The organism is Fusobacterium ulcerans, assembly GCF_003019675.1.
In the GTDB taxonomy this organism is placed as follows: Bacteria; Fusobacteriota; Fusobacteriia; order Fusobacteriales; family Fusobacteriaceae; genus Fusobacterium_A; species Fusobacterium_A ulcerans.
In genome coordinates, this window is record NZ_CP028105.1 from 268,236 (window position 1) to 289,944 (window position 21,709).

General features: G+C 25.1%; 21 protein-coding genes. 1 reads left to right on the top strand and 20 read right to left on the bottom strand.

The window, feature by feature from the left end:
- The first annotated feature begins 1 nt into the window (after position 1).
- Entirely contained in the window at positions 2–577 is a 576-nt protein-coding gene (gene gmhA, locus C4N20_RS01240; RefSeq protein ID WP_005981707.1) for a D-sedoheptulose 7-phosphate isomerase, read from the top strand.
- A 151-nt stretch (positions 578–728) separates the two neighbouring features.
- Here the strand turns inward: gmhA and C4N20_RS01245 are convergent, their stop codons facing one another.
- The 20 genes from C4N20_RS01245 to C4N20_RS01340 form a co-directional block, all read right to left on the bottom strand.
- Positions 729–1,643 carry a hypothetical protein gene (locus C4N20_RS01245; protein ID WP_005981705.1) on the bottom strand — a complete coding sequence of 305 codons (915 nt, stop codon included), beginning with the start codon at positions 1,641–1,643 and terminating at the stop codon, positions 729–731.
- Between the two features lie 10 nt (positions 1,644–1,653).
- Positions 1,654–3,087, bottom strand: coding sequence for an MBOAT family O-acyltransferase (locus tag C4N20_RS01250; protein ID WP_005981704.1), 1,434 nt, complete (start codon positions 3,085–3,087; stop codon positions 1,654–1,656).
- Positions 3,088–3,285: 198 nt separating this feature from the next.
- The gene (locus C4N20_RS01255; protein ID WP_005981699.1) at positions 3,286–3,567 is read right to left on the bottom strand and encodes an HU family DNA-binding protein; all 282 of its coding nucleotides are present in this window, start codon (positions 3,565–3,567) and stop codon (positions 3,286–3,288) included.
- On the bottom strand, positions 3,557–3,868 hold the full coding sequence (locus C4N20_RS01260) for an HU family DNA-binding protein (RefSeq protein ID WP_005981697.1): 312 nt from the start codon (positions 3,866–3,868) through the stop codon (positions 3,557–3,559). Before C4N20_RS01260 ends, C4N20_RS01255 begins: the two co-directional genes overlap by 11 nt.
- Positions 3,869–3,880: 12 nt before the next feature.
- Entirely contained in the window at positions 3,881–5,596 is a 1,716-nt protein-coding gene (locus C4N20_RS01265) for an ABC transporter ATP-binding protein (RefSeq protein WP_005981695.1), read from the bottom strand.
- 10 nt (positions 5,597–5,606) lie between these two features.
- The gene (locus tag C4N20_RS01270) at positions 5,607–6,290 is read right to left on the bottom strand and encodes an acylneuraminate cytidylyltransferase family protein (protein ID WP_005981692.1); all 684 of its coding nucleotides are present in this window, start codon (positions 6,288–6,290) and stop codon (positions 5,607–5,609) included.
- A gap of 8 nt (positions 6,291–6,298) precedes the next feature.
- Complete coding sequence (gene neuC, locus C4N20_RS01275; RefSeq protein WP_005981690.1) at positions 6,299–7,453, bottom strand: UDP-N-acetylglucosamine 2-epimerase; 1,155 nt, start codon at positions 7,451–7,453, stop codon at positions 6,299–6,301.
- Positions 7,450–8,451 (bottom strand): N-acetylneuraminate synthase, encoded by a 1,002-nt coding sequence (gene neuB / locus C4N20_RS01280; RefSeq protein WP_005981688.1) that lies wholly within the window; start codon positions 8,449–8,451, stop codon positions 7,450–7,452. The genes neuC and neuB overlap by 4 nt, the downstream gene beginning before the upstream one ends.
- A complete protein-coding gene (locus tag C4N20_RS01285) occupies positions 8,438–9,094 on the bottom strand; it encodes an acetyltransferase (RefSeq protein ID WP_005981686.1) in 657 nt (218 codons plus the stop codon). The genes neuB and C4N20_RS01285 overlap by 14 nt, the downstream gene beginning before the upstream one ends.
- 15 nt (positions 9,095–9,109) lie before the next feature.
- Positions 9,110–10,282 (bottom strand): LegC family aminotransferase, encoded by a 1,173-nt coding sequence (locus C4N20_RS01290; protein ID WP_005981684.1) that lies wholly within the window; start codon positions 10,280–10,282, stop codon positions 9,110–9,112.
- 16 nt (positions 10,283–10,298) lie between these two features.
- Positions 10,299–11,708: a polysaccharide biosynthesis protein gene (locus tag C4N20_RS01295; RefSeq protein ID WP_005981681.1), complete on the bottom strand. Its 1,410-nt coding sequence runs from the start codon at positions 11,706–11,708 to the stop codon at positions 10,299–10,301.
- Positions 11,705–12,844, bottom strand: coding sequence for a hypothetical protein (locus C4N20_RS01300; RefSeq protein ID WP_005981679.1), 1,140 nt, complete (start codon positions 12,842–12,844; stop codon positions 11,705–11,707). Before C4N20_RS01300 ends, C4N20_RS01295 begins: the two co-directional genes overlap by 4 nt.
- An 18-nt stretch (positions 12,845–12,862) precedes the next feature.
- Entirely contained in the window at positions 12,863–13,588 is a 726-nt protein-coding gene (locus C4N20_RS01305) for a CDP-alcohol phosphatidyltransferase family protein (RefSeq protein WP_005981677.1), read from the bottom strand.
- 80 nt (positions 13,589–13,668) lie between these two features.
- Positions 13,669–14,250: a dTDP-4-dehydrorhamnose 3,5-epimerase gene (gene rfbC / locus C4N20_RS01310; protein WP_005981674.1), complete on the bottom strand. Its 582-nt coding sequence runs from the start codon at positions 14,248–14,250 to the stop codon at positions 13,669–13,671.
- Between the two features lie 14 nt (positions 14,251–14,264).
- Positions 14,265–15,128, bottom strand: coding sequence for a glucose-1-phosphate thymidylyltransferase RfbA (rfbA, locus tag C4N20_RS01315; protein ID WP_005981672.1), 864 nt, complete (start codon positions 15,126–15,128; stop codon positions 14,265–14,267).
- A gap of 2 nt (positions 15,129–15,130) precedes the next feature.
- Positions 15,131–16,198: a glycosyltransferase WbsX family protein gene (locus C4N20_RS01320; RefSeq protein WP_005981670.1), complete on the bottom strand. Its 1,068-nt coding sequence runs from the start codon at positions 16,196–16,198 to the stop codon at positions 15,131–15,133.
- Between the two features lie 69 nt (positions 16,199–16,267).
- Entirely contained in the window at positions 16,268–17,266 is a 999-nt protein-coding gene (locus C4N20_RS01325) for a glycosyltransferase family 2 protein (RefSeq protein WP_005981668.1), read from the bottom strand.
- A gap of 121 nt (positions 17,267–17,387) precedes the next feature.
- Positions 17,388–18,158, bottom strand: coding sequence for a glycosyltransferase family 2 protein (locus tag C4N20_RS01330; protein ID WP_005981666.1), 771 nt, complete (start codon positions 18,156–18,158; stop codon positions 17,388–17,390).
- Positions 18,159–18,162: 4 nt separating this feature from the next.
- Complete coding sequence (locus C4N20_RS01335; RefSeq protein WP_005981664.1) at positions 18,163–19,473, bottom strand: exopolysaccharide biosynthesis polyprenyl glycosylphosphotransferase; 1,311 nt, start codon at positions 19,471–19,473, stop codon at positions 18,163–18,165.
- Between the two features lie 987 nt (positions 19,474–20,460).
- Complete coding sequence (locus tag C4N20_RS01340; RefSeq protein ID WP_005981661.1) at positions 20,461–21,705, bottom strand: glutamate-5-semialdehyde dehydrogenase; 1,245 nt, start codon at positions 21,703–21,705, stop codon at positions 20,461–20,463.
- Between the last annotated feature and the right edge of the window lie 4 nt (positions 21,706–21,709).

Genomic DNA, 21,709 nt, shown 5'->3' on the forward strand with positions numbered 1-21,709 from the left:
AATGAACTTAATAGATTCATACAAGACAGAACTTGTACTTCTTGAAAATTTTATCAAGGAAGAAGAAAAAAGAAAAGAAACTGAAAAAGTTGCCAAAGTTTTGGCAGAGGTTTTCAACAATGGAAATAAAGTATTGATATGTGGTAATGGTGGAAGCAACTGTGATGCTCTGCACTTTGCAGAGGAATTTACAGGAAGATTCAGAGGAGACAGAAGAGCTCTTCCTGTTATAGCAATATCAGAATCATCTCATATAACTTGTGTAGGGAATGACTATGGATTTGATTATGTCTTTTCAAGAGGTGTAGAAGCCTATGGGAAGTCTGGAGATATGTTTATAGGTATTTCTACCAGCGGAAACTCTGGCAATGTAATTAAGGCTGTAGAGGCTGCTAAGAAGATAGGGATGAAAACTTGTGTCCTTCTGGGAAAAGATGGAGGAAAACTTAAAGGAATGTGTGATTATGAATTTATTATTCCTGGAAAAACTTCTGACAGAGTACAGGAGATACATATGATGATACTTCATATCATCATTGAAGGTGTAGAAAGAATAATGTTCCCTGAGAACTACTAATACAAAAAGAGCCTGAATAAATATATTCAAGCTCTTTTTTGATTTACAGTAACTACTCAATTTTCAAAGACGAAAAAAGATTCAAAATCATTTTTTGAATTTGAATCCTAACTTTATTATACAAATAATTACTCTTCTTGTAAAACACAAATTATAAAAGAGAGCTGATTTTATTATTTAATTCTTCTGAAAATTTGTTTGCTCCTTTCTCATTTAAATGTGTTACATCTTCAAAATATTCAATATTAGAATCTAAGTAATGAGAGTAATCTAAATAATCAATTCCAATATTACTTATAAAAAATTTTTTATATTTTTCTACTATCTCTTTTGGATAACATTTTTCTTCTACTTTTCTTAATGGAGCCATTACCATAAATACTTTTATATTATTTTTTTTACAATATTCTAATATATAAAAAAAATATTTTTTTTGTACTTCTAATATTTCCCATTCTCTTTTGACAGTATCAGATAATTGGCCTTTCTTATTAATTTGTTCATGATACCATCCATTTTCTTCTAATTTATAAGTTTTAATAATTTTTCTATTTTTCATTACTTCTAATAAGGTGTTTAATGAGATTTTAAATTTAGTAGCCTTTTCTTCAAAGTAAAAATTTAATTTATTGATAAAATTTTTACTATTCTCAAAATCTTTCATATATTCATTGGAAAATTTATTCCCATATATATAGTTTCTAGTATCACTAAGAAAAGAAAATTGAAAATAATCTACCCCCATAATTAAATATTTTATTTTTTTATTTGATTTATTTTCTACATATAATAATTTATAATACATTTGATTAAAAGAGTCATTATCATGAGCAAAATTATAAAAATTCCCAAATTTTAACTTGTCAGGATTAATTCCTCTATACATTCTTGAATTTCCCAAAATTATTCCATTATATTTTAGATTTTCAATTCTTTTAAAAGAATACTCTATTTGCTCTTTAGTTGTTAAGCCATATGTTTCTTTTAAAAATTTTGTTGTCAGAACATTTATTAAAAGAAAAATAAATATTCCTATTAAAATATCACTATAAAAACTTCTCTTCAATTTTTTCTCCTTAAAAATTAAAATATAAAAAATCAGATGTTGTACTAAGTAGAAATATACTTAATAGTATATACATAATCTTTTCACTTCTAATATTTTTCTTACTTTTCTCATAACTATTATTCATAAAAACCACTATTATTGTAGCTAGTAATAAGAATACTAAATTAATTTTATTTCCTAACATTCCTATAGTTAATTCTCTATATGACTTTGTCATTTCTCCTATTTGCCCCATATGTGTTCCCGTATATATTAATCCTTTTATATCAAACATTCCTTTTAGTACTTTTATTGCTCCATTTAATGTTTCTGCTCTAAAAAACACCCAAAATATATTTACTAGATTTATTGTTATAAACCATCCTAATAGTTTATTCATTTTTCTTCCACTATTTTTCCATACTCTATGTACTAGAATGCATATTCCATGTAAGCATCCCCATATAATAAAGTTCCATCCTGCTCCATGCCATATTCCACTTGCCATAAATACTATAAATAGATTTCTTAAAGTTTTTCTTTCCCCTAATCTATTTCCTCCAAGTGGAATATATAAATAATTTGTCATAAATCTCCCCAATGTCATATGCCATCTTTTCCAAAATTCCTGTATATTTATTGACTTATATGGTGAGTTGAAGTTTAATGGTAATACTATGTTAAACATAAGAGCTATTCCCATTGCCATATCACAATATCCGCTAAAATCAAAATATAGTTGTAATGTATATGATATTGAAGTCATCCATGCTTCTATAATATTTAATGTTTCCATTTGATCAAATCCTGCATTTGCAAAATTTGCTATTGTATCTGCTATTATTACTTTCTTAGCTAAACCAATGGAAAACATATATAGTCCTCTATTCATATTTTCATAATTTATTACCTTATTTCTTTTATCTTCAAATTGTGAAAGCATTTCATTTGGTAGTACTATTGGTCCTGCTATTAACTGTGGAAAAAATGTTACAAATAGACAATAACTTAAAAAATCATATTTCATACTTTTTTCATTGTAACTATCTATTACAAATGAAAGCTGTTGAAATGTAAAAAATGATATTCCTAATGGCAGTAGTATATGTAATAAGGTAAAATTTGTTCTAAATACTGTATTTATATTTTCTACAAAGAAATCATAATATTTAAAATATCCTAATAACCCTAAATTAAATATTACCCCTACTATCATCCATATTTTTCTTCCTCTTCCAGTTAAGCTTTTATGATTTAATTTATTTCCAATAAAATAATTTATTATTATTGAAGTTAAAATTAAATATAAATATGAAAGATGAAAATATGAATAAAAATATAGGGAAGCTATTACTAGCCACTCTTTAGCTATATTATTTTTACCATATCTATTTAAAGTAAAATATATTATTAATGTAATTGGTAAAAATAGGAAAATAAACTCATATGAATTAAATAACATTATTCCTCCAAGATTTAAATGTTCGCTTTTATGTATAAAAGAGAACTCTTTATTTTTTGCAAATACTCTTTATTTAATAATTTAATAAAAATATTATTAGAATTATTTTTTTAACTTTATTTATTAAAGTTTTTAACTTCTCTACCTTCAAAGGTTTTAAAACTTCGCCTTTATACATAAAAGCGAACTCTTTTTTTCTCAGTTTATTTCTAATATTTTTGACTGTACAAATTTTATTGTTTTTTTAGGAACTATTTCTCTTACTTCTTTTGAGGTTGGACTGCCTATTCTTCTTTTTTTTCTTTTTAAAAGTGAAAATGTTCCTTTATTTTTAAATTTTACTTCTTCATCCATAGCTATTACTTCTGCTATAAGGTTAAATATCTCTTCTATTTCTTCTCTTGCTTCTTTATCTTCTATTGTTTCATCTTGTTCTCTTCTCAATTTCTTGTAATATGATACAAATTCTCTAGTGTTCATATTCTTCCTCCATTAGAGTATTGAGTTCATTTACTTTATCTATCATTTTCATTCTAGGTTTAAATTTAATAACTTTCTTTTCTTCTGTTATCATCATTTCTCTAGTAGCTAGATTTAATATCTTTCTTGGTTTTACTTCTTTCTTTTCAAATATTCCCCAATCTTTTATTATTACTTTTTCTTCTTCTGCTAAAACATCAAAAAGAGCTTTCCAAAAAGAATCTAATCTTTCTTTTGCTTCTCTTATGCTTTTTAGATTCCTTCTTTCTTTGTATAAGGTTAAAAACTCTTTTTCTGTCATTTTATTTCCTTTCTATAATTCCTCTACCGATTTTACTATTCTTCCTACTTCTCCATTACTTATAACAAATATTCTATCACAGTCTTTTAATGTTGTAAGTCTATGAGCTACTATAATCAAAGTTCTATCTTTTGATACATCATAGATTTCTTTCATTATCTCTTCTTCAGTTTCATTATCTAAGGCTGACGTTGCTTCATCTAGTACTAATACTTCTGGATTATCATAAAGAGCTCTAGCTATTGCTATTCTCTGCTTCTGCCCTCCAGATAACATTATTCCTCTATCTCCTACTACTGTTTTTATTCCTTCTTTCTTCTTTAAAAATTCCCATATTCTTGCTTTTTTTAACGATTCTATTAATCTTTCTTCATTGTATTCTCTATTAAATACAACATTATCTGCTATTGTCCCATCAAAAAGATAGACTTCTTGTGGTATATATCCTATGCTTTGTCTCCAATATCCAATATTTTTATCTTCTAACTTTGTATCATCTAAATATACATTTCCATTTTTAGGTTTATATAGTCCTGTGATTAAATCTACAAGAGTTGTTTTTCCAGAGCCTGATTCTCCTACAAATGCTACTTTTTCTCCTTTAAATATATTTAGATTTATATTTTTTAGAACCTCTTTTCCTTTTTCAAATTCAAAACATACATCTTTTAATTCTATATTTTTATTAAACTCTATAGGATTATTTTCAATATTTTCAACTTCGTTTTCTAATTCATCAACTATGATATCAAGAGATTTTCTATAAAAAAGAATTCCTTGGTAATGAGTAATAATCCTATTTACTGATGGCAGTATTCTATATAACCCTATAAAAAATATTGATATTATTGGCATTATTTTAGCTAATCCATTTTCATCATACATTATTACAGAAAATATTATTAAAACTACCACTATTGAAAATCCTAAGAATTCTAAAATTAATCTTGGTACTGGTTGAGAAGACATATACTTTTTATCAACTTTTATATATTTATTACAAGAATTTTGAAAATTATTCATTATTTTCTCATCATTTGATTGTAATTTTATAAACTTATAGTTCCCAAATGTTGAGCCAATTATTTGATAATACTCTTCTATAGCTTTACTTCTTTCTATTCCCCATTTTTTTGTTTTATTTAATATTAGGTGTTTTATAAGAAGTATATTAATCCCCATAAATACAGTAACAAATAAAGTTATTTTTAAATCAACATATAACATTACCAAATATATAAAAAATACTACACATATTTCACTTAACATCATTAAGAAATTTTGAATCAATATAACTAATAAATTAGCTTCTGTTGTTATATTTTTCATAAGATCATTTGAGTTCTTTTTTATAAAGTTTTGATATGGATATTTCAAATAATTCTCCATTAACTTACATGTAAATTGATAATATGAATTTCGAGAAAAAGATACTAAAATATAATTAAAAAATATATTTAAAATATTTTTTATTAAAAATATTATTATTATAGTTATTCCAAAATAAAATATAAAATTCTTAGTACTTTCAAAGTTAAAAAAACTATATATTACTTTTAAATATTTATTCTCAAATATTATATTTTGATTAGTTACCATTGCCATAAATGGAACTATTGTTGATAGTCCTACTACTTCACTTAAAGAAATTATTATTGAAAAAACTGTTATTCCTAATAGCTTTTTCATTTCATTTTTAGAGAATAGTTTCTTTATTTTTTTTATCATCATTCTTTCCTTATTTATTTTTTATTAAATACTCAGCTATTTTAAAATCTAGTTCATCATCTATATCTATTGAATTTTCTTTTTCCATTATATATGCATAACTATCTTTATAATAAAAATCTTGATACTTTTTAAAATATTCTACATTCGCTATATAAAGAGCCCCATTAATTCTATAATATGTTTCTAACTCTTGCCTATTTTTATTTACATCAATTCCTTTTAAAAAAGAATCCATCCTTCTTTCTTCATTTAAAATATTTGCCCATAGAGGTGAATGTTCCATTTCACAAACTGAAACAACACTACTTGCTTTTTTTTCTAAGTACATTTTATAAGCTTCTATAATATTTTTTTCTGTTCTTAAAGGTGATGTTGGCTGCAACATTATAAATGAATCATATTTTTTTTCTACTCTATTTAAAATATCTAATATTACATCACTACTCTTAGCGTTATCATTTGCTAATTTTTTATCTCTTAAATATGGTACACTTCCTCCATATTTCTTTGCTATTTCTGCATATTTTTCTGAATCTGTTGATATTATTATATCCTCAAAAATTTTACTGTTTTGAGCTGCTTCTATAGTATAAGCAATCAATGGTTTCCCATTCATCATCTTTATATTTTTATCTTTTAATCCTTTTGAACCACTTCTAGCTGGAATTATTACTAATATCTTTTCTTTCATTCTATGCCTCACTTAATATCATAAAATTCTTTTTTTAAATTAATATTTTTAATATTTTTTATTATATCAACTATTTTAAAACTAACTTCTCCATTTCCATAAGGTGAAACAGTTTTTTGAACTTTTTCTTTATATTCATCAGTCAACATTATTTTTATCTTTTCTATTATTTCTTCTTTTATTGGATTACAGTTCAAAGTTGAAGAGCTTTGAATTCTTCCCTTTTGTCTATCTCCTATATTAAGATTTCCTACTTTTAAATATGGTAATTCTACTATTCCACTTGAAGAATTTCCTATTAATCCTTTTGAATATTTTAAAATGCTAAAATATTCTTCAACAGTCAGGGAAGAAAATACTTTATATTTATCATTATTTTTTTTAGAAAACTCTTCTATTTTTCTATTAATTGCCCTTCCACCAGAATCTGCATTACCTTTTATAAAAATAACATCTATATTTTCAATTTCTATTGCCTTTAATAATTCATTTAACTGAGATTCAGCTGTATTTTTTTCTAATGTTACTGGATGAAAAATTACAACAAATATCTTACTTGTGAATTTTATATCCAATTTTTCTTCAAGTTCATTTTTAGGTATTATTTTTAAATTTTTTATATTTTCTAGTCCAATAGCCCCAACATTAAAAACTCGTTCTGGACTTTCTCCAAGTTGAATTACTCTTTTTCGATATTCTTCAGTGCTTATAAAATGTAAGTAACTCATCTTAGTTATACAATGCCTAAAAAATTCATCATATGCCCCTTCTGTAGTTTCTCCTCCATGTAAATGGCAAACAGGAATTTTTAAAATACCTGCACATGAAACTAGAGAAAAAATTTCAAATCTATCTCCTAAAACAACTATTAAATCTGGAATTAGTCTTTCTAAAGCTTCTGAAAATAATATCATTCCTAAACCTACTGATTTGCAAATTCCACTGTCCTTATCTGAGCTTAATAAAATTTCTATTTTTTCATCTATTTTAAATCCATCTTCTTCTATTTGTTTATAAGTTAATCCAAATTCAGGAGATAAATGCATTCCTGTCACCAAAATCTGCAATTGTAATTGTTTCTCTTCTTTTATTCTTTTTATTAATGGTTTTAAAAGTCCATATTCAGCTCTAGTTCCAGTAACTATACATATCTTCTTTATCATATCTCTATCAACTCATCTTCTTCAAAATTTCTAATAGAACTCTTCCCTATAACTTCATCCCACTGCATTGGTGAAATTCCATTTCCTGGTCTCTTTACAGTTAAGTTTTCTTCTGTAAAAATTTCTCCTTTTTTTATATTTTTTTTAGCTACTATGCTTTTTCTAGCTATATCTTTATTCTTTTTTTCAGATTCACTTACTTCTTTTTGTTTTTTTCCTAAAGCTTCTTCTATATTTCTTATCCCTGTTACCATTTTCTTTAGTTCTTCTGGTTCAAGACTTGCTTTGTGATCTGGTCCTTCCATATTTTTATCTAAAGTAAAATGTTTTTCTATTATTCTTGCCCCTAAAGCTACTGCTGCTATAGAAACTTCTATTCCCAAAGTATGATCTGAATACCCTACTTCTACATTAAATTTTTCTTTTAATAACTCCATAGCTCTTAAATTAACATCTTCCATAGGTGTTGGGTATTCTGTATTGCAATGTAAAATTAATATTTTTTTATTTTCTTTTTTCAATATCTCTACAGCTTTACTTATTTCACACAAATCCGACATTCCTGTAGATAAGATTATCTCATCTGCTACTTCTGCTATTTTTCTTAAATAAGGAAGATTTGTTATTTCCCCAGAAGGTACTTTCCATATTTTCATTCCTAATTTTTTTAAAAATTCTATGCTATCCAAATCAAAGGGAGTTGATAAAAACTTTATTCTCATTTCATCACAATATCTTTTTAGTTCTATAAACTGTTCAAAAGACAATTCTAGTTTTTTTATCATTTCTAATTGGGATTCTTTGTTATTTGTATTTAATTTTTGATAGTTAGCTTTTTCTGTATTTCTAGAAACTAAATTTTTAGCTATAAATGTTTGAAATTTAATAGCATCCACTTTAGCTTCTACGGCTTTTTCTACCATTTTCTTAGCTAACTTCAAACTTCCATTATGATTTACTCCTGCTTCTGCTATTATAAAAACTTTATTTTTCTTCATATTCATTCCTTTTTATCACTTTAGCTGGATTTCCAACAACTGTACAATTATCTTCAATATCTCTTATAACTACTGTTCCTGCTCCTATTATTACATTTTTTCCTATTTTAATATTTGGTTTTATAATGCTCCCTGCTCCTATCCATGAATTTTCCTCAACTTTTACTCCACCACATAAAATTACTCCTGGAGAAATATGAACATAACTTTCTATAACATTATCATGTTCTATTATTGCTCCAGTATTTATAATTACATTCTCTTTTATAATGGTAAAAGAATTTATTGTAGTATTTGCCATAACTACTGTGCCTTTTCCAATCTGTACATTTATTCCTATAATAGAAGAGGGATGAATAATATTTAATAATTTTATAGTTTGGTATTTTTGTGATATTTTTTTTCTTGTTAAATTATCTCCGATAGCTATAACAAAGTAACTTTCTTCTTTTAGTTTTTCTATTAAAGAAATATTTCCTAATATAGGAAATCCAAAAATTTCCTTTTTATCTAAATTTTTAAAATTGTCATCTAAAAAGCCTAAAATATTTATTTTTTCATTCAACAATTCTTTTCTTTTTAATAAAATATCTAAAATTACCTTTGCATGTCCTCCTGCTCCAATAATTACAATATCTTTCATTTTTCCTCTACTTTCTCAACTTTTATATTTTTTTAATTTTTCTATTACTATATCTACCTCTTCCTCAGTAAGATTTGTACTACATGGTATATTTAATATTCTATCAATGTAATATAGAGATTTTTCCATTTCATAGGCTTCATTATTTAGATAAGGTTTCTGTTGATGAATGAGTCCCCATATTGGTCTAGACTGTATATTTTCTTCATTCAACTTCATTAAAAGTTCATCTTTATTTAATCCATATTTTTCTTTATCTACTAATAGAGAATAAAACCAATGGTTTGATCTGATATTCTTATTAAAAGTCATTAGTTTCAGTCCTTCTATTTTTTCTATTGCTTCTTTATATCTTTTATAGTTTCTAATTTTTATATTTATAAACTCCTCAAGCTGATCTATCTGTTCTGTTCCTAAGGCAGCTTGTAGATTAAGCATTCTGTAGTTATACCCAATTTCATCATGAATAAAATATAGTGGGTCAGTTTTTGCTTGCACTGATAAAAATCTTACTTTATCTAAAAGTTCTTGGTTATTTGAAACAACCATTCCTCCCCCACCAGTAGTTATTATCTTGTTTGCATTGAAAGAATAAACTCCAATATCTCCTATTGTTCCTGCAAATTTTCCTGTGTATCTTCCTGATATATAATAAGTTCCTAATGCTTCTGTTGAATCTTCTAATACTTTTAAATTATACTTTTGGGCTATATCCATTATTTTTTCCATATCAGCCATATTTCCAAAAACATGGACTACCACTATTACTTTTATTTGCTTTTTAGTTTTCTTGTTATAAAGTTTTCCCTTTATTATTTCACATTCTTCTCTACAAAATTTTTCTAATTTTATTGGGTCTATACAAAATGTATCATCACAATCTATAAATACTGGTTGTGCTCCTAAATAAGTTATTGGATTTACTGCTGCAATAAATGTTAATGTAGGGGCTATTACTTCCTCATCTCTTTCTACTCCCAATACTCTCAAAGCTGTATGAAGTCCTGCTGTTCCACTTTGTATTCCCACTGCTTCTTTTACTCCTACATATTTAGCTATTTTATCTTCAAATTCACTTATAAATCTTCCTCCAGTTGATACCCATCCACTCTCTAAACATTCACTTAGATTTCTTAGAATATTTTCTTTCCCCAGATTTGGAACTGATAAATTTATTACTCTTCCCATTTTCTTTTCCCCCATTTTATTTTGATTCTTTATATGTTGGAACTATTAATTTTAAAATATTTTTTATTTTCTCATTATTATATTCATTTAATGATTCTTTTAATTTTTCTAATAATTCTTCTAAATTATTGTTTTCAGATTTTAATTTAGCTATATATATCTTCTGTGATTCAGTTTTTTCACAATGTTTTACATCATAAAGTAATTCCTCATATAGCTTTTCTCCTGGTCTAAGTCCAGTTATTTCTATACCTATTTCTTTTTCTAATCCTGATAATTCTATCATTTTCTTTGCTAAATCTATTATTTTTATTGGTTCTCCCATATCAAGAACAAAAACTTCTCCCCCATTGCCAAGGCTTCCTGCTCTTAATACAAGTTGACTCGCTTCAGATATTGTCATAAAATACCTTATTATATCTGGATGAGTTACTGTTAAATTTTTTCTTTCTGCTATCTTCTTTTTAAAAATTGGAATAACACTTCCATTGCTTCCTAAAACATTACCAAATCTAACAGCCATAAATTTTGTTTTTCCTTTTTCATTATAGTGTTCCACAAGCATTTCAGTTACTCTTTTAGTTGTTCCCATAACACTTGTAGGATTTACTGCTTTATCTGTTGAAATTAAAACAAACTTTTCCACTCCATTTAATATTGAACTTTCAATTAGATTTTTAGTTCCATATATATTATTTTTTACAGCCTCTTCTGGGTTTCTCTCCATTAACGGCACATGTTTATGAGCTGCTGCATGAAATACTAATTGAGGTTTATATTTATCAAAAAGATATTCCATTTTTTTCTTATCTCTTATATTCCCTATTTCAATATTCAATTTAATTTCTGGATATGTTTCTCTTAAAAAAAGTTCTAGAAAATATAGATCATTTTCATTTATATCCAACAAAATCAATTCCTTAGGATTATACTTTACTATCTGTTTTGACAACTCACTTCCTATTGATCCTGCTGCTCCTGTAACTAGTATCTTCTTATTTTCTAAAAAAGTTTTTATCTGTAAAATATTATGCTGGACTACTTCTCTTCCTAATAAGTCTTCTATTTCAAAATCTTTTACTTGCGAGAAAAAATTCTTTGACATCATAAGTTGGGACATATTAGGAATAATTTTTATTTCTATCTTATTTAAATTTAATACTTTAATAAGTTTTTCTAAATCTTGTTTTGATATTGACGTACTAGCTATTATACAAATATCTACTTTATTTGATTTTAAAAATTTTTTTAAATTGTCACTTTTATCTTTTACTTCTATTCCTAAAAATTTTTTCCCCACTTTAAAATCATCATTATCCAAAAACCCTACAACATTATATTGAATTTTATCTTCTACTATTCCAGCAGCCACAGCTTTTCCTGCATATCCTGCTCCTATAATTAGTATCTTTTTTTTCATATTCATAATTTATCTCCATTAATAAATTGTAAAATACTATCTTTAGCAGATTTTAAATTTATTCCATCTCCAAGATATTCATTATAATATTTTTGATATTTCTCTTTGTTTATCCTTAATTTTGGTATATTCTTATAAGCAAAAACATCCATATTAATAATTATTATATCTAATACTTCTGCTATTTTTTTTACTTTTGATTTCATAAATTCTGAGAAATCATTGTTTTCTATTAAAATAATTGCTTTATTTTCTATCGTTCCTAATCCTATAGTAGTACTATAACTAGCTAAAATAAGTTTGCTTTTTTTTATTTCAGTTGCTGTCTGATTTTTTACTATTTTTCTTCCATTAAATGTTTCAAGTGAGTAATTAGATTTTGGATGAGCTGCAATTATAATTTTTGCACTAAATATTTTTTCTATATAATCAAAAAAATTATTAAGCTGTTTATAATATTTCTTTGAATTTATTTTTTTTTCTCCAAGAATATCAAAATCTGGATGATTTGGTAAATCTTGATCTAAAAAAACTATTTGATTTTCTTCTTTTTCTATATCGTTTATTTTCAAATAATTTTCAAGATCCTCTGACATTACTGCAATTTTTTCAATTTTTTTGTTTTTTAAAATTCCATCCTTAAATTTTATCCCAGCATATAATATTTTTATATTTTTTTCATTATATTTACTTAGCCAATTAAGTTTTTGACATTTAAGTAAGAACCTTATATGCAATATTACTTTTTTTATATTTAAAAGTTTTTTTAATCTTTTTTTTAAAAGATCCTTTCCATCTATTTGTGGAGTACATCCCCATTTCAGAAAAATAATTTTAATCTTTTTTTGAAAAACTTTTAAATAAAAATCTATTATTTCTTTTTCAATTCCTCCTTCTTTTACAAAAATAGAATCTATTGAAATCTTATCTATTTCATTTAATAATTCTATTTTTGTTTTAAATATTTTTTCATTTTTTTGAATAATTCTATTGTAAATTACAGGTTCATTTTTATAAAAAATATAATATAATGACCAATATTCATATTCTATTTTATTTTTTTCAAATTCATACATAAACAATCTTTTTTTATATGCTTCATTTAATGGAAGAAGCCCTACTACAATTATTTTTTTTTTCATATTAATTTCACCTTAATTTTATTTGATTTTATTTATCCATAACAAACTTTCTCTAATTAATATAATAAAAGTAAATATTATATTTAATAAAGCGTAAAAAATTATTATATCAGTATTAAAAAAATATAACAGTGTACTAAATAATATAAAATTAGGATAAATAGTAAATATTTCAATAATTCTTTTTATTTTTTCTTTTATTTTTTTTGAAAAATCTACTTCTTTTTCTCTGATTTTTGTTTCTTTTTCCTTTAAATTTTTTATTAAATAGAATGCATAAATATTTCTAGAATATAAATCCAAATAAGTTATCAGAAAAAAAATAGTTACTATTAAAGTACTATTATATTTTTTAGCATCCAACATAGATATTAAAAGTGAAATAGAAAATAATGGGTGATTGATTATATGAGCTGTGTAATCCAATTCTTTTCCATATTTTGAAAAATTGTTTGTTTCTCTTGCTACTTCCCCATCTGAACAATCCAAAATAAACCATAGTTGCATAAAAATAACCCCTATTAATTTTAAATAAATATTTGAAAAGCTAAAAAATATCGCTCCTATTATTCCTGAAATTATCATATGAATTGTTATTGTATTAGGTACTACTTTTTTCTTTATATAAAATGCTGAAAAATATGGAGAAATTCTTTTAGAAATTAAAAATCCTATTAAAAAATCTGATTTAATCGTTATTTTATTTGTTTGTTTAAGTTTAATAATAATATCATAATATGACATTCTATATTCCTTTCTATGCTTTCATTTATTTTATATTTAATTTAGTTTAAAAATTTTTAAACTCCTAAAAAATTAGTTTTTTATTTCTGTAAATTGTATATTTTTATATACTCTTTAAAAGTTTGATGCTTTTTATCTTTTTCTGATAAAACTATCCCCTCTTCTTTCAATCCATATTTTTCAAAATTCCAATTAATATTTATCTCTTTATCATTCCACATTATTCCCGAATCATATTGTGGCATATAAAAATCTGTACATTTATATTGAAATTCTGTTTCATCTTCTAAAGTGAGAAATCCATGTGCAAAGCCTTTTGGTATAAAAAATATTTTCTTGTTTTCTGCACTTAATTCTATTCCATACCATTTCCCATATGTACTGCTGTTTTTTCTAATATCTACAGCTACATCATATACAGAACCTTTTAGCACTCTTACAAGTTTTCCTTGAGGATGCTTAGTTTGAAAATGAAGCCCTCTTAGTACTCCTTTTTTAGATTTAGAATGATTATCTTGTACAAATTCTTCGAATATCCCAATTTCCTCAAATTCTTTTTTGTTATATGTTTCCAGAAAAAATCCTCTTTCATCTCCAAATATAGTTGGTTCTAATATGTATAATCCTTCTATTCCTGTTTCTATTTTTTTAAATTTACTCATATCTTCCCCTCTATCTATTTGATGAGATCCATCAAATATTCTCCATATTTAGATTTAAGCAGTGGCTTTGCTAGTTCACATACTTTTTCTTTTGTTATCCATCCATTTCTATATGCAATTTCTTCAAGGCAAGCCACCATTACTCCCTGTCTGCTTTGAATAGTTTTTACATAGTTTGCTGCTTCTAGTAGAGCTTCATGCGTTCCTGTATCAAGCCATGCCATTCCTCTTCCTAGACTTGTTACATTTAAAGTTCCCTCATTAAGATACATCTCATTTAGTGTTGTTATTTCCAATTCTCCTCTTTTTGAAGGTTTTACTTTTTTAGCTTTTTCTACTACTGTATTGTCATAGAAATATAGTCCTGGTACTGCATAATTAGATTTAGGCTTCTCTGGTTTCTCTTCTAATGATATTGCTCTATTATTTTCATCAAATTCTACTACTCCAAAATCTCTAGGATTTTGCACATAATAGCCAAATATTGTTGCGCCTTTTTTTCTTGATTCAGCTTCTTTGAGCATTCCTGTAAAACCATGACCATAGAATATATTATCTCCAAGAACTAAAGCACATGAATCATTTCCAATAAAGTCTTCTCCTATTAAAAATGCTTCTGCTAGTCCATTAGGCTGTTCCTGTACTGCATAACTTAGAGATATACCAAAATCAACCCCAGTCTGTAATAACTCTTCAAACATAGGAAGGTCTCTTGGAGTAGAAATAACTAAAATATCTTTTATTCCAGCTAGCATTAAAACTGATAAAGGATAATATATCATTGGCTTATCATATATTGGTGTTATCTGTTTTGATATTGATTTCGTTATTGGATAAAGTCTCGTTCCGCTTCCTCCAGCTAATATTATTCCTTTCATCTTCATACCTCTGTTTCCATAATTTCTTTTACTGCTTCTAAATAACCATATTCAAATTTTTCATCAGGTTCTAAGTACATCCCTTCAGCCCATTCATTCCATGCATTTAAAAAAATATATTCTATATTTTTTTCTTTCATTATTTTTTTTTGTTCTAATAAATACTCTTTAAACAATTTTGGAGTATTCCCTTTAATCACATATCCTCTTCGTCCATGTCTTGATGTATTATCCCAACCTGTAAATACTCCTGGAAAACATTTTTTATTGCTATATTTTTGTGATAATTCTAAACTATTTTTCATAAAAAATTCATATTCATATTTAGAGGGAAAATACAAATAATTTTTTTTAAAAGAAGATTTTAATTTTTGAAAAATTTTTTGAAATAAACTTCTTCTTTCTAAAGAAAGTAATGGTTCTCTGATAGCAACAGCTTCACTTTTCGATGATATTTTTTGATTTTTTAAACTATTTAGAGATTCTATTATATATATTCCAGAAAAATTTATTTCTTTGCATTTCTTATCAAAAAATGCTATTATTTCATCTATTTTATTTATATCTTTAGGATTATATATCATTAAAATAGGTTTGTTTTCTATTTTAATATACCTTTCATCTTTAAAAAAATTTTTTAGATATTTAAAATGTTCTTCCCAGTCTTCTTCCACTCCATATTCTTGTTTTATAAGAATTTCATTTAACCCATTCCAAGTTTTTTTCCAAGAGTGATTAGCCCAACAAAAACAAAAATTTTGTTTTATTTCTTTCCATTTAAGTAAATTTTCTGCTGGTTTCTCCAATATTTTTTTTCCTTTAAACCAATAATGATAATAACAAAACCCATATATTCCATACTCATTTCCTAATTTAGTTTGCCATTCTATTGTTTTTTTATTTAATAAATTGTAATAATTATCATTTAATGGCTTTAGTGGTTGATTTTGTCCTTTGAATAATTTTTTTCCATTTTTGACATTTGTCCATTCTGTAAAACCTTTTCCCCACCAAAGATTATTTTCTTTAATTTCATGAAATTGTGGCAAATAATATGCTATTATTTTCATTAAACTTATCTCCTTATTTTTCTTTTGTTTAAAAAAATTATATCTATATGATAAAATTGTAATAAGAGTTTAAATATATTTTTGTATTTTAATTAGTATTTTTAAAACACCATAGCATAACTTTGGACTTAATTTATAAAGTAAAATTAATATTTTATAAAAAAAATATTCTTTTTCAAAAATAAATTTCATATTTTGAATATTTTTTTCATATTTTCTTAATTCTTTTAAATAAATACTTTGTTCTATTTTTGTTGATTTTTTTTTAACTAACTCATTAATATTTCCAATAAATGTTATTGCATAAAAAAGATAAAAATATTTTTCCATTGTCTTTTTCTTTATAGAACTTAAAGTCCTTAAATTTTGTAATGATTTTAATGTATCTAGTTTCTTTAAACTTATTTCTTTGTTCATAGCTGAACCTTGTCTTTGAAAATAAATAAAATAACTTTTATTTACATAATAAAAATTCTCAGAAAAATTGATAACTCTAATTAAAAAATTATAATCCTCACTATATGTTAATTTTTTATCAAATATTATTTTATTTTCTTCTATTATTTTTTTTCTTATTATATTCGTTCCTGTTACAGCTTTACTTATTCTTCTTAAAAACAAATTTTTCAATATAAACTCTTTTGAATAATTTCCTTCTTTTATTTTCCTATTTCTTTTTTCATACAATTCATTATTTTTAGCAATAATATATGAAAAAAATAATATATCTGGTTCTTCTTTTTTTAATATTTCTGCTGTTTCTGATAAAAAATCATTTGTTATGTAATCATCTCCATCTAAAAAATAAATATATTTTCCTACTGCTATTTTGATTCCTTCATTTCTTGCCTCAGAAACTCCTGAATTTTTTTTATTGATTACATTTATTCTTTTATCTTTTTGAAAATATTCATCTAATATATTTTTAGTTTTATCTGTTGAACCATCATTCACTAAAATTAATTCAAAGTCATCAAAGGTTTGAGTTAAAATTGATTTAATTGTTTTTTCTATATATTTTTCTACGTTATAACATGGTACTATTATTGAAAAAAAAACTTTTCCCATTATATATCTCCTTTATAATTACTTATAACAGAAAAAAATTACTTTTTTTAGTTTATAAAAAAATTGATCTATAAATTTTTTTCATCTATTTTCTTCCTTTGTATTTTTATTAATTTTTTATTTAAATCCAGCCCCATTTATCGAAATATTTTATGGCTGATTTTATATGTTCCCACATCATTTTTTTATTCTTAAAAGATTCCTTTGCATGATTATGAAATATTTCTACTTCTGGATAAAAAATAATTTTTGATATTTCTCCTATTCTTCTACACAAATCAAAATCTTCCATATACATAAAGAATCTTTCATCAAAGCCATTTACTTTCACAAATATCTCTGTTCTTAAAAACATAAAACACCCTGATAACAATGGAACTTCCCTTATTTTCTCATACCCTAAATCTCTCATTTCATATAAATAGTCTTGTTTTTCTATTATTTTTTTAAAAGGACAAAATCTCCTTAAAAATAAATTCATTGGAGTTGGATATCTTTTACATAAATATTGAATCTCTCCATTAGGATGCTTAACTAATGGCATTAATTGCCCAATATCCTTATTTAATTCCATATATTCAAAAATTTTTTCCAATACTCCTCTATCAAAATAAATATCTGGGTTTATTATCAAATGATATTTAGAATTATTTTTTATTTTTTCTATGGTTTTGTTATGTCCATATCCATATCCTCCATTACAATCATTAAACATATATTCTATTCTCTGATCATTTAAATTTAAAATTTCAACTTCTAAATCATTACTAGGTGAGTTATCTGAAATCCAAACTTTTACTTTTAATTTTGTATTCAGAAAACTATTTAATATTTTTTTTAATTCTTCTTTGTTAGTTTTGTAAGTTACAATACTAGCTGTAATATCAAACATATCTTTATATTCCCTTCCCAAATATTACTGTTTTACACGTTTTAAAAAATATAATCATATCCATTACAAAATCTTGATGTTTTATATAATACAAATCATATTCCAGTTTTATCTCTGCATCTTCTAGTGAAGCACCATATGAATACATTACCTGTGCCCATCCTGTAAGTCCTGGCTGTACTGCATATCTTAACTTATAGTTTTTTATTTTCTTCTCATATTCTCTTCCTAGTTCATTCCATTCTGGTCTAGGGCCTACAAATGACATCTCTCCTCTTAGCACATTTATTAATTGTGGTAGTTCATCTAATCTTGTTTTTCTTATAAACTTTCCCACTGAAGTAATTCTATTGTCATTTTCTGAAGCATATTTTGAAAATTTCGCAGGATCATGTAGTTTCATACTTCTAAATTTGATTATTTCAAATTCATTTCCCTTCATTCCTATTCTCTTCTGCTTAAAAAATGCTGGATTTTTAATTACTTTCATTGGACTTTTAATCCCTATATCCAGTTTTACTAATATGTAAGTAAGGACTATAAAAGGCATAGCTATAATAAGCATTGATATTGATACTGTTATATCAAAGAATCTTTTTATTCTTTTTTGTAATGTATTATTTAAAACTACAAATCCATCTGACATTACTATCCAAAGATCATCTATCTTTTCTGTATCTATTTTTCCTTCACACTTTTCTAGAAAACTTATGTAATCTATTATTTTAATTCCCTGCAATTTCAAATCAGTTATTATATTTGAATAATTTATTATCTGCTTTCTGCTGGTAAAGATTATACTTTCTATATTTTTTTCTTTTACTATTTTTTCTATATCTGTTATTTTTCCAAGATATTTTTCTTTACTTTTTTCTTCATCATTTAAATAGCCTATATAGTTATACTGTTTATTTTTTTCTAAAATATCAGCTATTTTATCTGTATTTTCTCCACTATCAATTATTGCTATATTCACTATTTTTTTATTGCAAATAAGGAGCAGATATCTTAATATATTTTGAAATAAATCATAAAAAAGAAAAGCGTGTATAAATTCTATTTTTTTATAGAAGAAATAGAATATACAAAATCCACCAAAATTTATAGAAGTAGAATATATAAAATCTTTTGTCTTATACTGATAATTATTAAAGTTGAGAAGGTCTAGTAAGTAATAGAAGAAAGAAATTAAAATAAAGATTCCATATACAGCTGTATTTATACTCAATCCTAAATATATAAAAATATTTCTATACATAAAGAAGAGCATTAGAAAATATATTATTCTTATTTTCATATTTCTGCTATGTCTCATAATCCATCCCCATTTATCATTTGTTTCTTTTTTTATATTTTTCTATTTTATATATTTTTATCATTTATTTTCTTTATTTTATATATTTTGTAATATTTTTAATCCCAAATATACATTTAGTAGTTTTATTTAAATTGGATAGATTTCAACTTATATTCTCTAACTTCTATCCCTTTTTATTTTCATTCTTTCCAAAAACTTGAATCTTATATTTTTTTCAATTTTTAAAATTTAATATCTATTTTCAATTTTTGTAAAAATTGTTACTTCCAACTAATTTAAAAAAGTTCGCATTATTACAATAATGAGAACTTTTTCTCTTCCAAAACTCAATGAAATCGTTCTAACATTTCTTAAAAATGTCAAATTATAGGTTTTTTTAGTATTGACAATATTCTATTTTAGTAGTATCATTTCACTATACTAATCTATAATTCTAAAAAGTTTCGCGTATAAATTTTTTGAAAAAAATTTATACAGGACGCCTTTTTGTAATAATGCGAACATTTACACCTCCTAACTCCCCATTTTTTAAGGAGTCATTTTTTTACCCCTCTCTTTTGGACGTTTTTCTATTTCTCTTCTCTTATGTAACTTTTCCCTTTTCTTATATCAAAATTATTAATTTTTTATATATTTCATCATACTTTATTTGTTTTTCTATATTTCCCTTCTCTCATTTTTTTATTTCATATTTTTATTTTTTCTTTGTAAAATAGTTTTTAATTGAACCTGCTATTTTTATATAATTTCTTTTCCCTTGCTGTTTTTTATTTTTTAGTATATTGATTAAAAACTATGTATTTACACTGCATTTACTTCTTTTACATCTCTTATTAAAAAAGTATGATGTATTTCATATCTTAGTTTTATTTATTTTTTAAAAATCATCTTATTTTTCAATTTTCATATACATTTTAAATTTATTTTTAGGTACAAAAAAAGGAACCCTAATCATTTAAGGTTCCTTCTCTTATTTATCTTATTCTATTTTCTAACTTGTCCATTACCAAATATTACATACTTAGTAGTAGTCAATTCTTTCAGCCCCATAGGCCCTCTTGCATGAAGCTTTTGAGTACTGATACCTATCTCAGCTCCAAAACCAAACTGTCCTCCATCTGTAAATCTTGTAGAAGCATTTACATATACAGCTGCTGCATCTATTTCATTTAAGAATCTTTGAGCATTTGAATAGTCCTCTGTTATTATTGATTCAGAATGTTTAGTTCCATATTTTCCAATATGTTCTATTACCTCATCTAAAGTTTTTACAGTTTTTACTGCTAGAATGTAGTCTTCATATTCTGTAGCCCAGTCTTCTTCAGTAGCTTTTTTAGATTCAGGGATATATTTATTTACAGTTTCATCCCCTCTTATCTCCACATTTCTCTCCAGCAGCTCTTTTCCCATTACAGGAAGCAGTTCAGCTGCTATATCTTCATGTACCAGTATAGTCTCCACTGCATTACATACTCCTGGTCTTTGAGTTTTAGCATTGATTATTATATCTACAGCTTTTTTCAAATCTCCAGTTTTATCAACATATATATGGCAGTTTCCTATTCCTGTCTGTATACATGGTATAGTACTGTTGTTGATAACAGTATTTATTAGTCTGGCACTTCCTCTAGGGATAAGTACATCTATATATTCATTAGCTTTCATAAGTTCAGCAGCTTTTTCATGGCTTGTATCTTCAAGTATCTGTACAGTATCTTCTGAAAGTCCAGCCTCTCTCAATACTTCTTTAAATACACTTACAATAGCTACATTTGTTTTTATCGCTTCTTTTCCGCCTCTCAGGATAACTGCATTCCCGCTTTTTAAGCAAAGTCCAAAAGCATCAGCTGTTACATTAGGACGTGATTCAAATATTATAGCCACCACTCCTAGAGGAACTCTTTTTTGCTGAATGATAAGTCCATTAGGAAGTGTTTTCCCATATACATATTCTCCAACAGGATCATTAAGCATAGATATTTCTTTCAATCCTGCTGCCATATCTTCAATTCTTTTCTCTGTCAAAGTAAGTCTGTCTATAAAGGACTGTTTTACACCATTTGCAAGGGCGTTTTTTACATCCTCCTTATTTATTTCAATTATTCTTTCTTTATTCCTTATTAAAGCATCTGCTGCTCTTTGAAGTATATCATTTTTTACTCCAGTAGAAAGCTGAGCTGTTTTTACAGCAGCTTTTTTAGCAGCCTCTCCTATTCTTGATATTTCCATAATA

What these genes read in the sequence shown, in the direction of transcription:
- C4N20_RS01305 (WP_005981677.1), bottom strand. Translation starts at nt 13,588, where the DNA reads ATGTCATATTATGATATTATTATTAAACTTAAACAAACAAATAAAATA.
- C4N20_RS01340 (WP_005981661.1), bottom strand. Translation starts at nt 21,705, where the DNA reads ATGGAAATATCAAGAATAGGAGAGGCTGCTAAAAAAGCTGCTGTAAAA.
- C4N20_RS01330 (WP_005981666.1), bottom strand. Translation starts at nt 18,158, where the DNA reads ATGTTTGATATTACAGCTAGTATTGTAACTTACAAAACTAACAAAGAA.
- gmhA (WP_005981707.1), top strand. Translation starts at nt 2, where the DNA reads ATGAACTTAATAGATTCATACAAGACAGAACTTGTACTTCTTGAAAAT.
- neuB (WP_005981688.1), bottom strand. Translation starts at nt 8,451, where the DNA reads ATGAAGAAAAATAAAGTTTTTATAATAGCAGAAGCAGGAGTAAATCAT.
- C4N20_RS01320 (WP_005981670.1), bottom strand. Translation starts at nt 16,198, where the DNA reads ATGAAAATAATAGCATATTATTTGCCACAATTTCATGAAATTAAAGAA.
- rfbC (WP_005981674.1), bottom strand. Translation starts at nt 14,250, where the DNA reads ATGAGTAAATTTAAAAAAATAGAAACAGGAATAGAAGGATTATACATA.
- C4N20_RS01270 (WP_005981692.1), bottom strand. Translation starts at nt 6,290, where the DNA reads ATGAAAGAAAAGATATTAGTAATAATTCCAGCTAGAAGTGGTTCAAAA.
- C4N20_RS01290 (WP_005981684.1), bottom strand. Translation starts at nt 10,282, where the DNA reads ATGGGAAGAGTAATAAATTTATCAGTTCCAAATCTGGGGAAAGAAAAT.
- C4N20_RS01295 (WP_005981681.1), bottom strand. Translation starts at nt 11,708, where the DNA reads ATGAATATGAAAAAAAAGATACTAATTATAGGAGCAGGATATGCAGGA.
- C4N20_RS01300 (WP_005981679.1), bottom strand. Translation starts at nt 12,844, where the DNA reads ATGAAAAAAAAAATAATTGTAGTAGGGCTTCTTCCATTAAATGAAGCA.
- C4N20_RS01255 (WP_005981699.1), bottom strand. Translation starts at nt 3,567, where the DNA reads ATGAACACTAGAGAATTTGTATCATATTACAAGAAATTGAGAAGAGAA.
- C4N20_RS01285 (WP_005981686.1), bottom strand. Translation starts at nt 9,094, where the DNA reads ATGAAAGATATTGTAATTATTGGAGCAGGAGGACATGCAAAGGTAATT.
- C4N20_RS01260 (WP_005981697.1), bottom strand. Translation starts at nt 3,868, where the DNA reads ATGACAGAAAAAGAGTTTTTAACCTTATACAAAGAAAGAAGGAATCTA.
- C4N20_RS01335 (WP_005981664.1), bottom strand. Translation starts at nt 19,473, where the DNA reads ATGAGACATAGCAGAAATATGAAAATAAGAATAATATATTTTCTAATG.
- rfbA (WP_005981672.1), bottom strand. Translation starts at nt 15,128, where the DNA reads ATGAAAGGAATAATATTAGCTGGAGGAAGCGGAACGAGACTTTATCCA.
- neuC (WP_005981690.1), bottom strand. Translation starts at nt 7,453, where the DNA reads ATGATAAAGAAGATATGTATAGTTACTGGAACTAGAGCTGAATATGGA.
- C4N20_RS01325 (WP_005981668.1), bottom strand. Translation starts at nt 17,266, where the DNA reads ATGGGAAAAGTTTTTTTTTCAATAATAGTACCATGTTATAACGTAGAA.
- C4N20_RS01250 (WP_005981704.1), bottom strand. Translation starts at nt 3,087, where the DNA reads ATGTTATTTAATTCATATGAGTTTATTTTCCTATTTTTACCAATTACA.
- C4N20_RS01265 (WP_005981695.1), bottom strand. Translation starts at nt 5,596, where the DNA reads ATGATAAAAAAAATAAAGAAACTATTCTCTAAAAATGAAATGAAAAAG.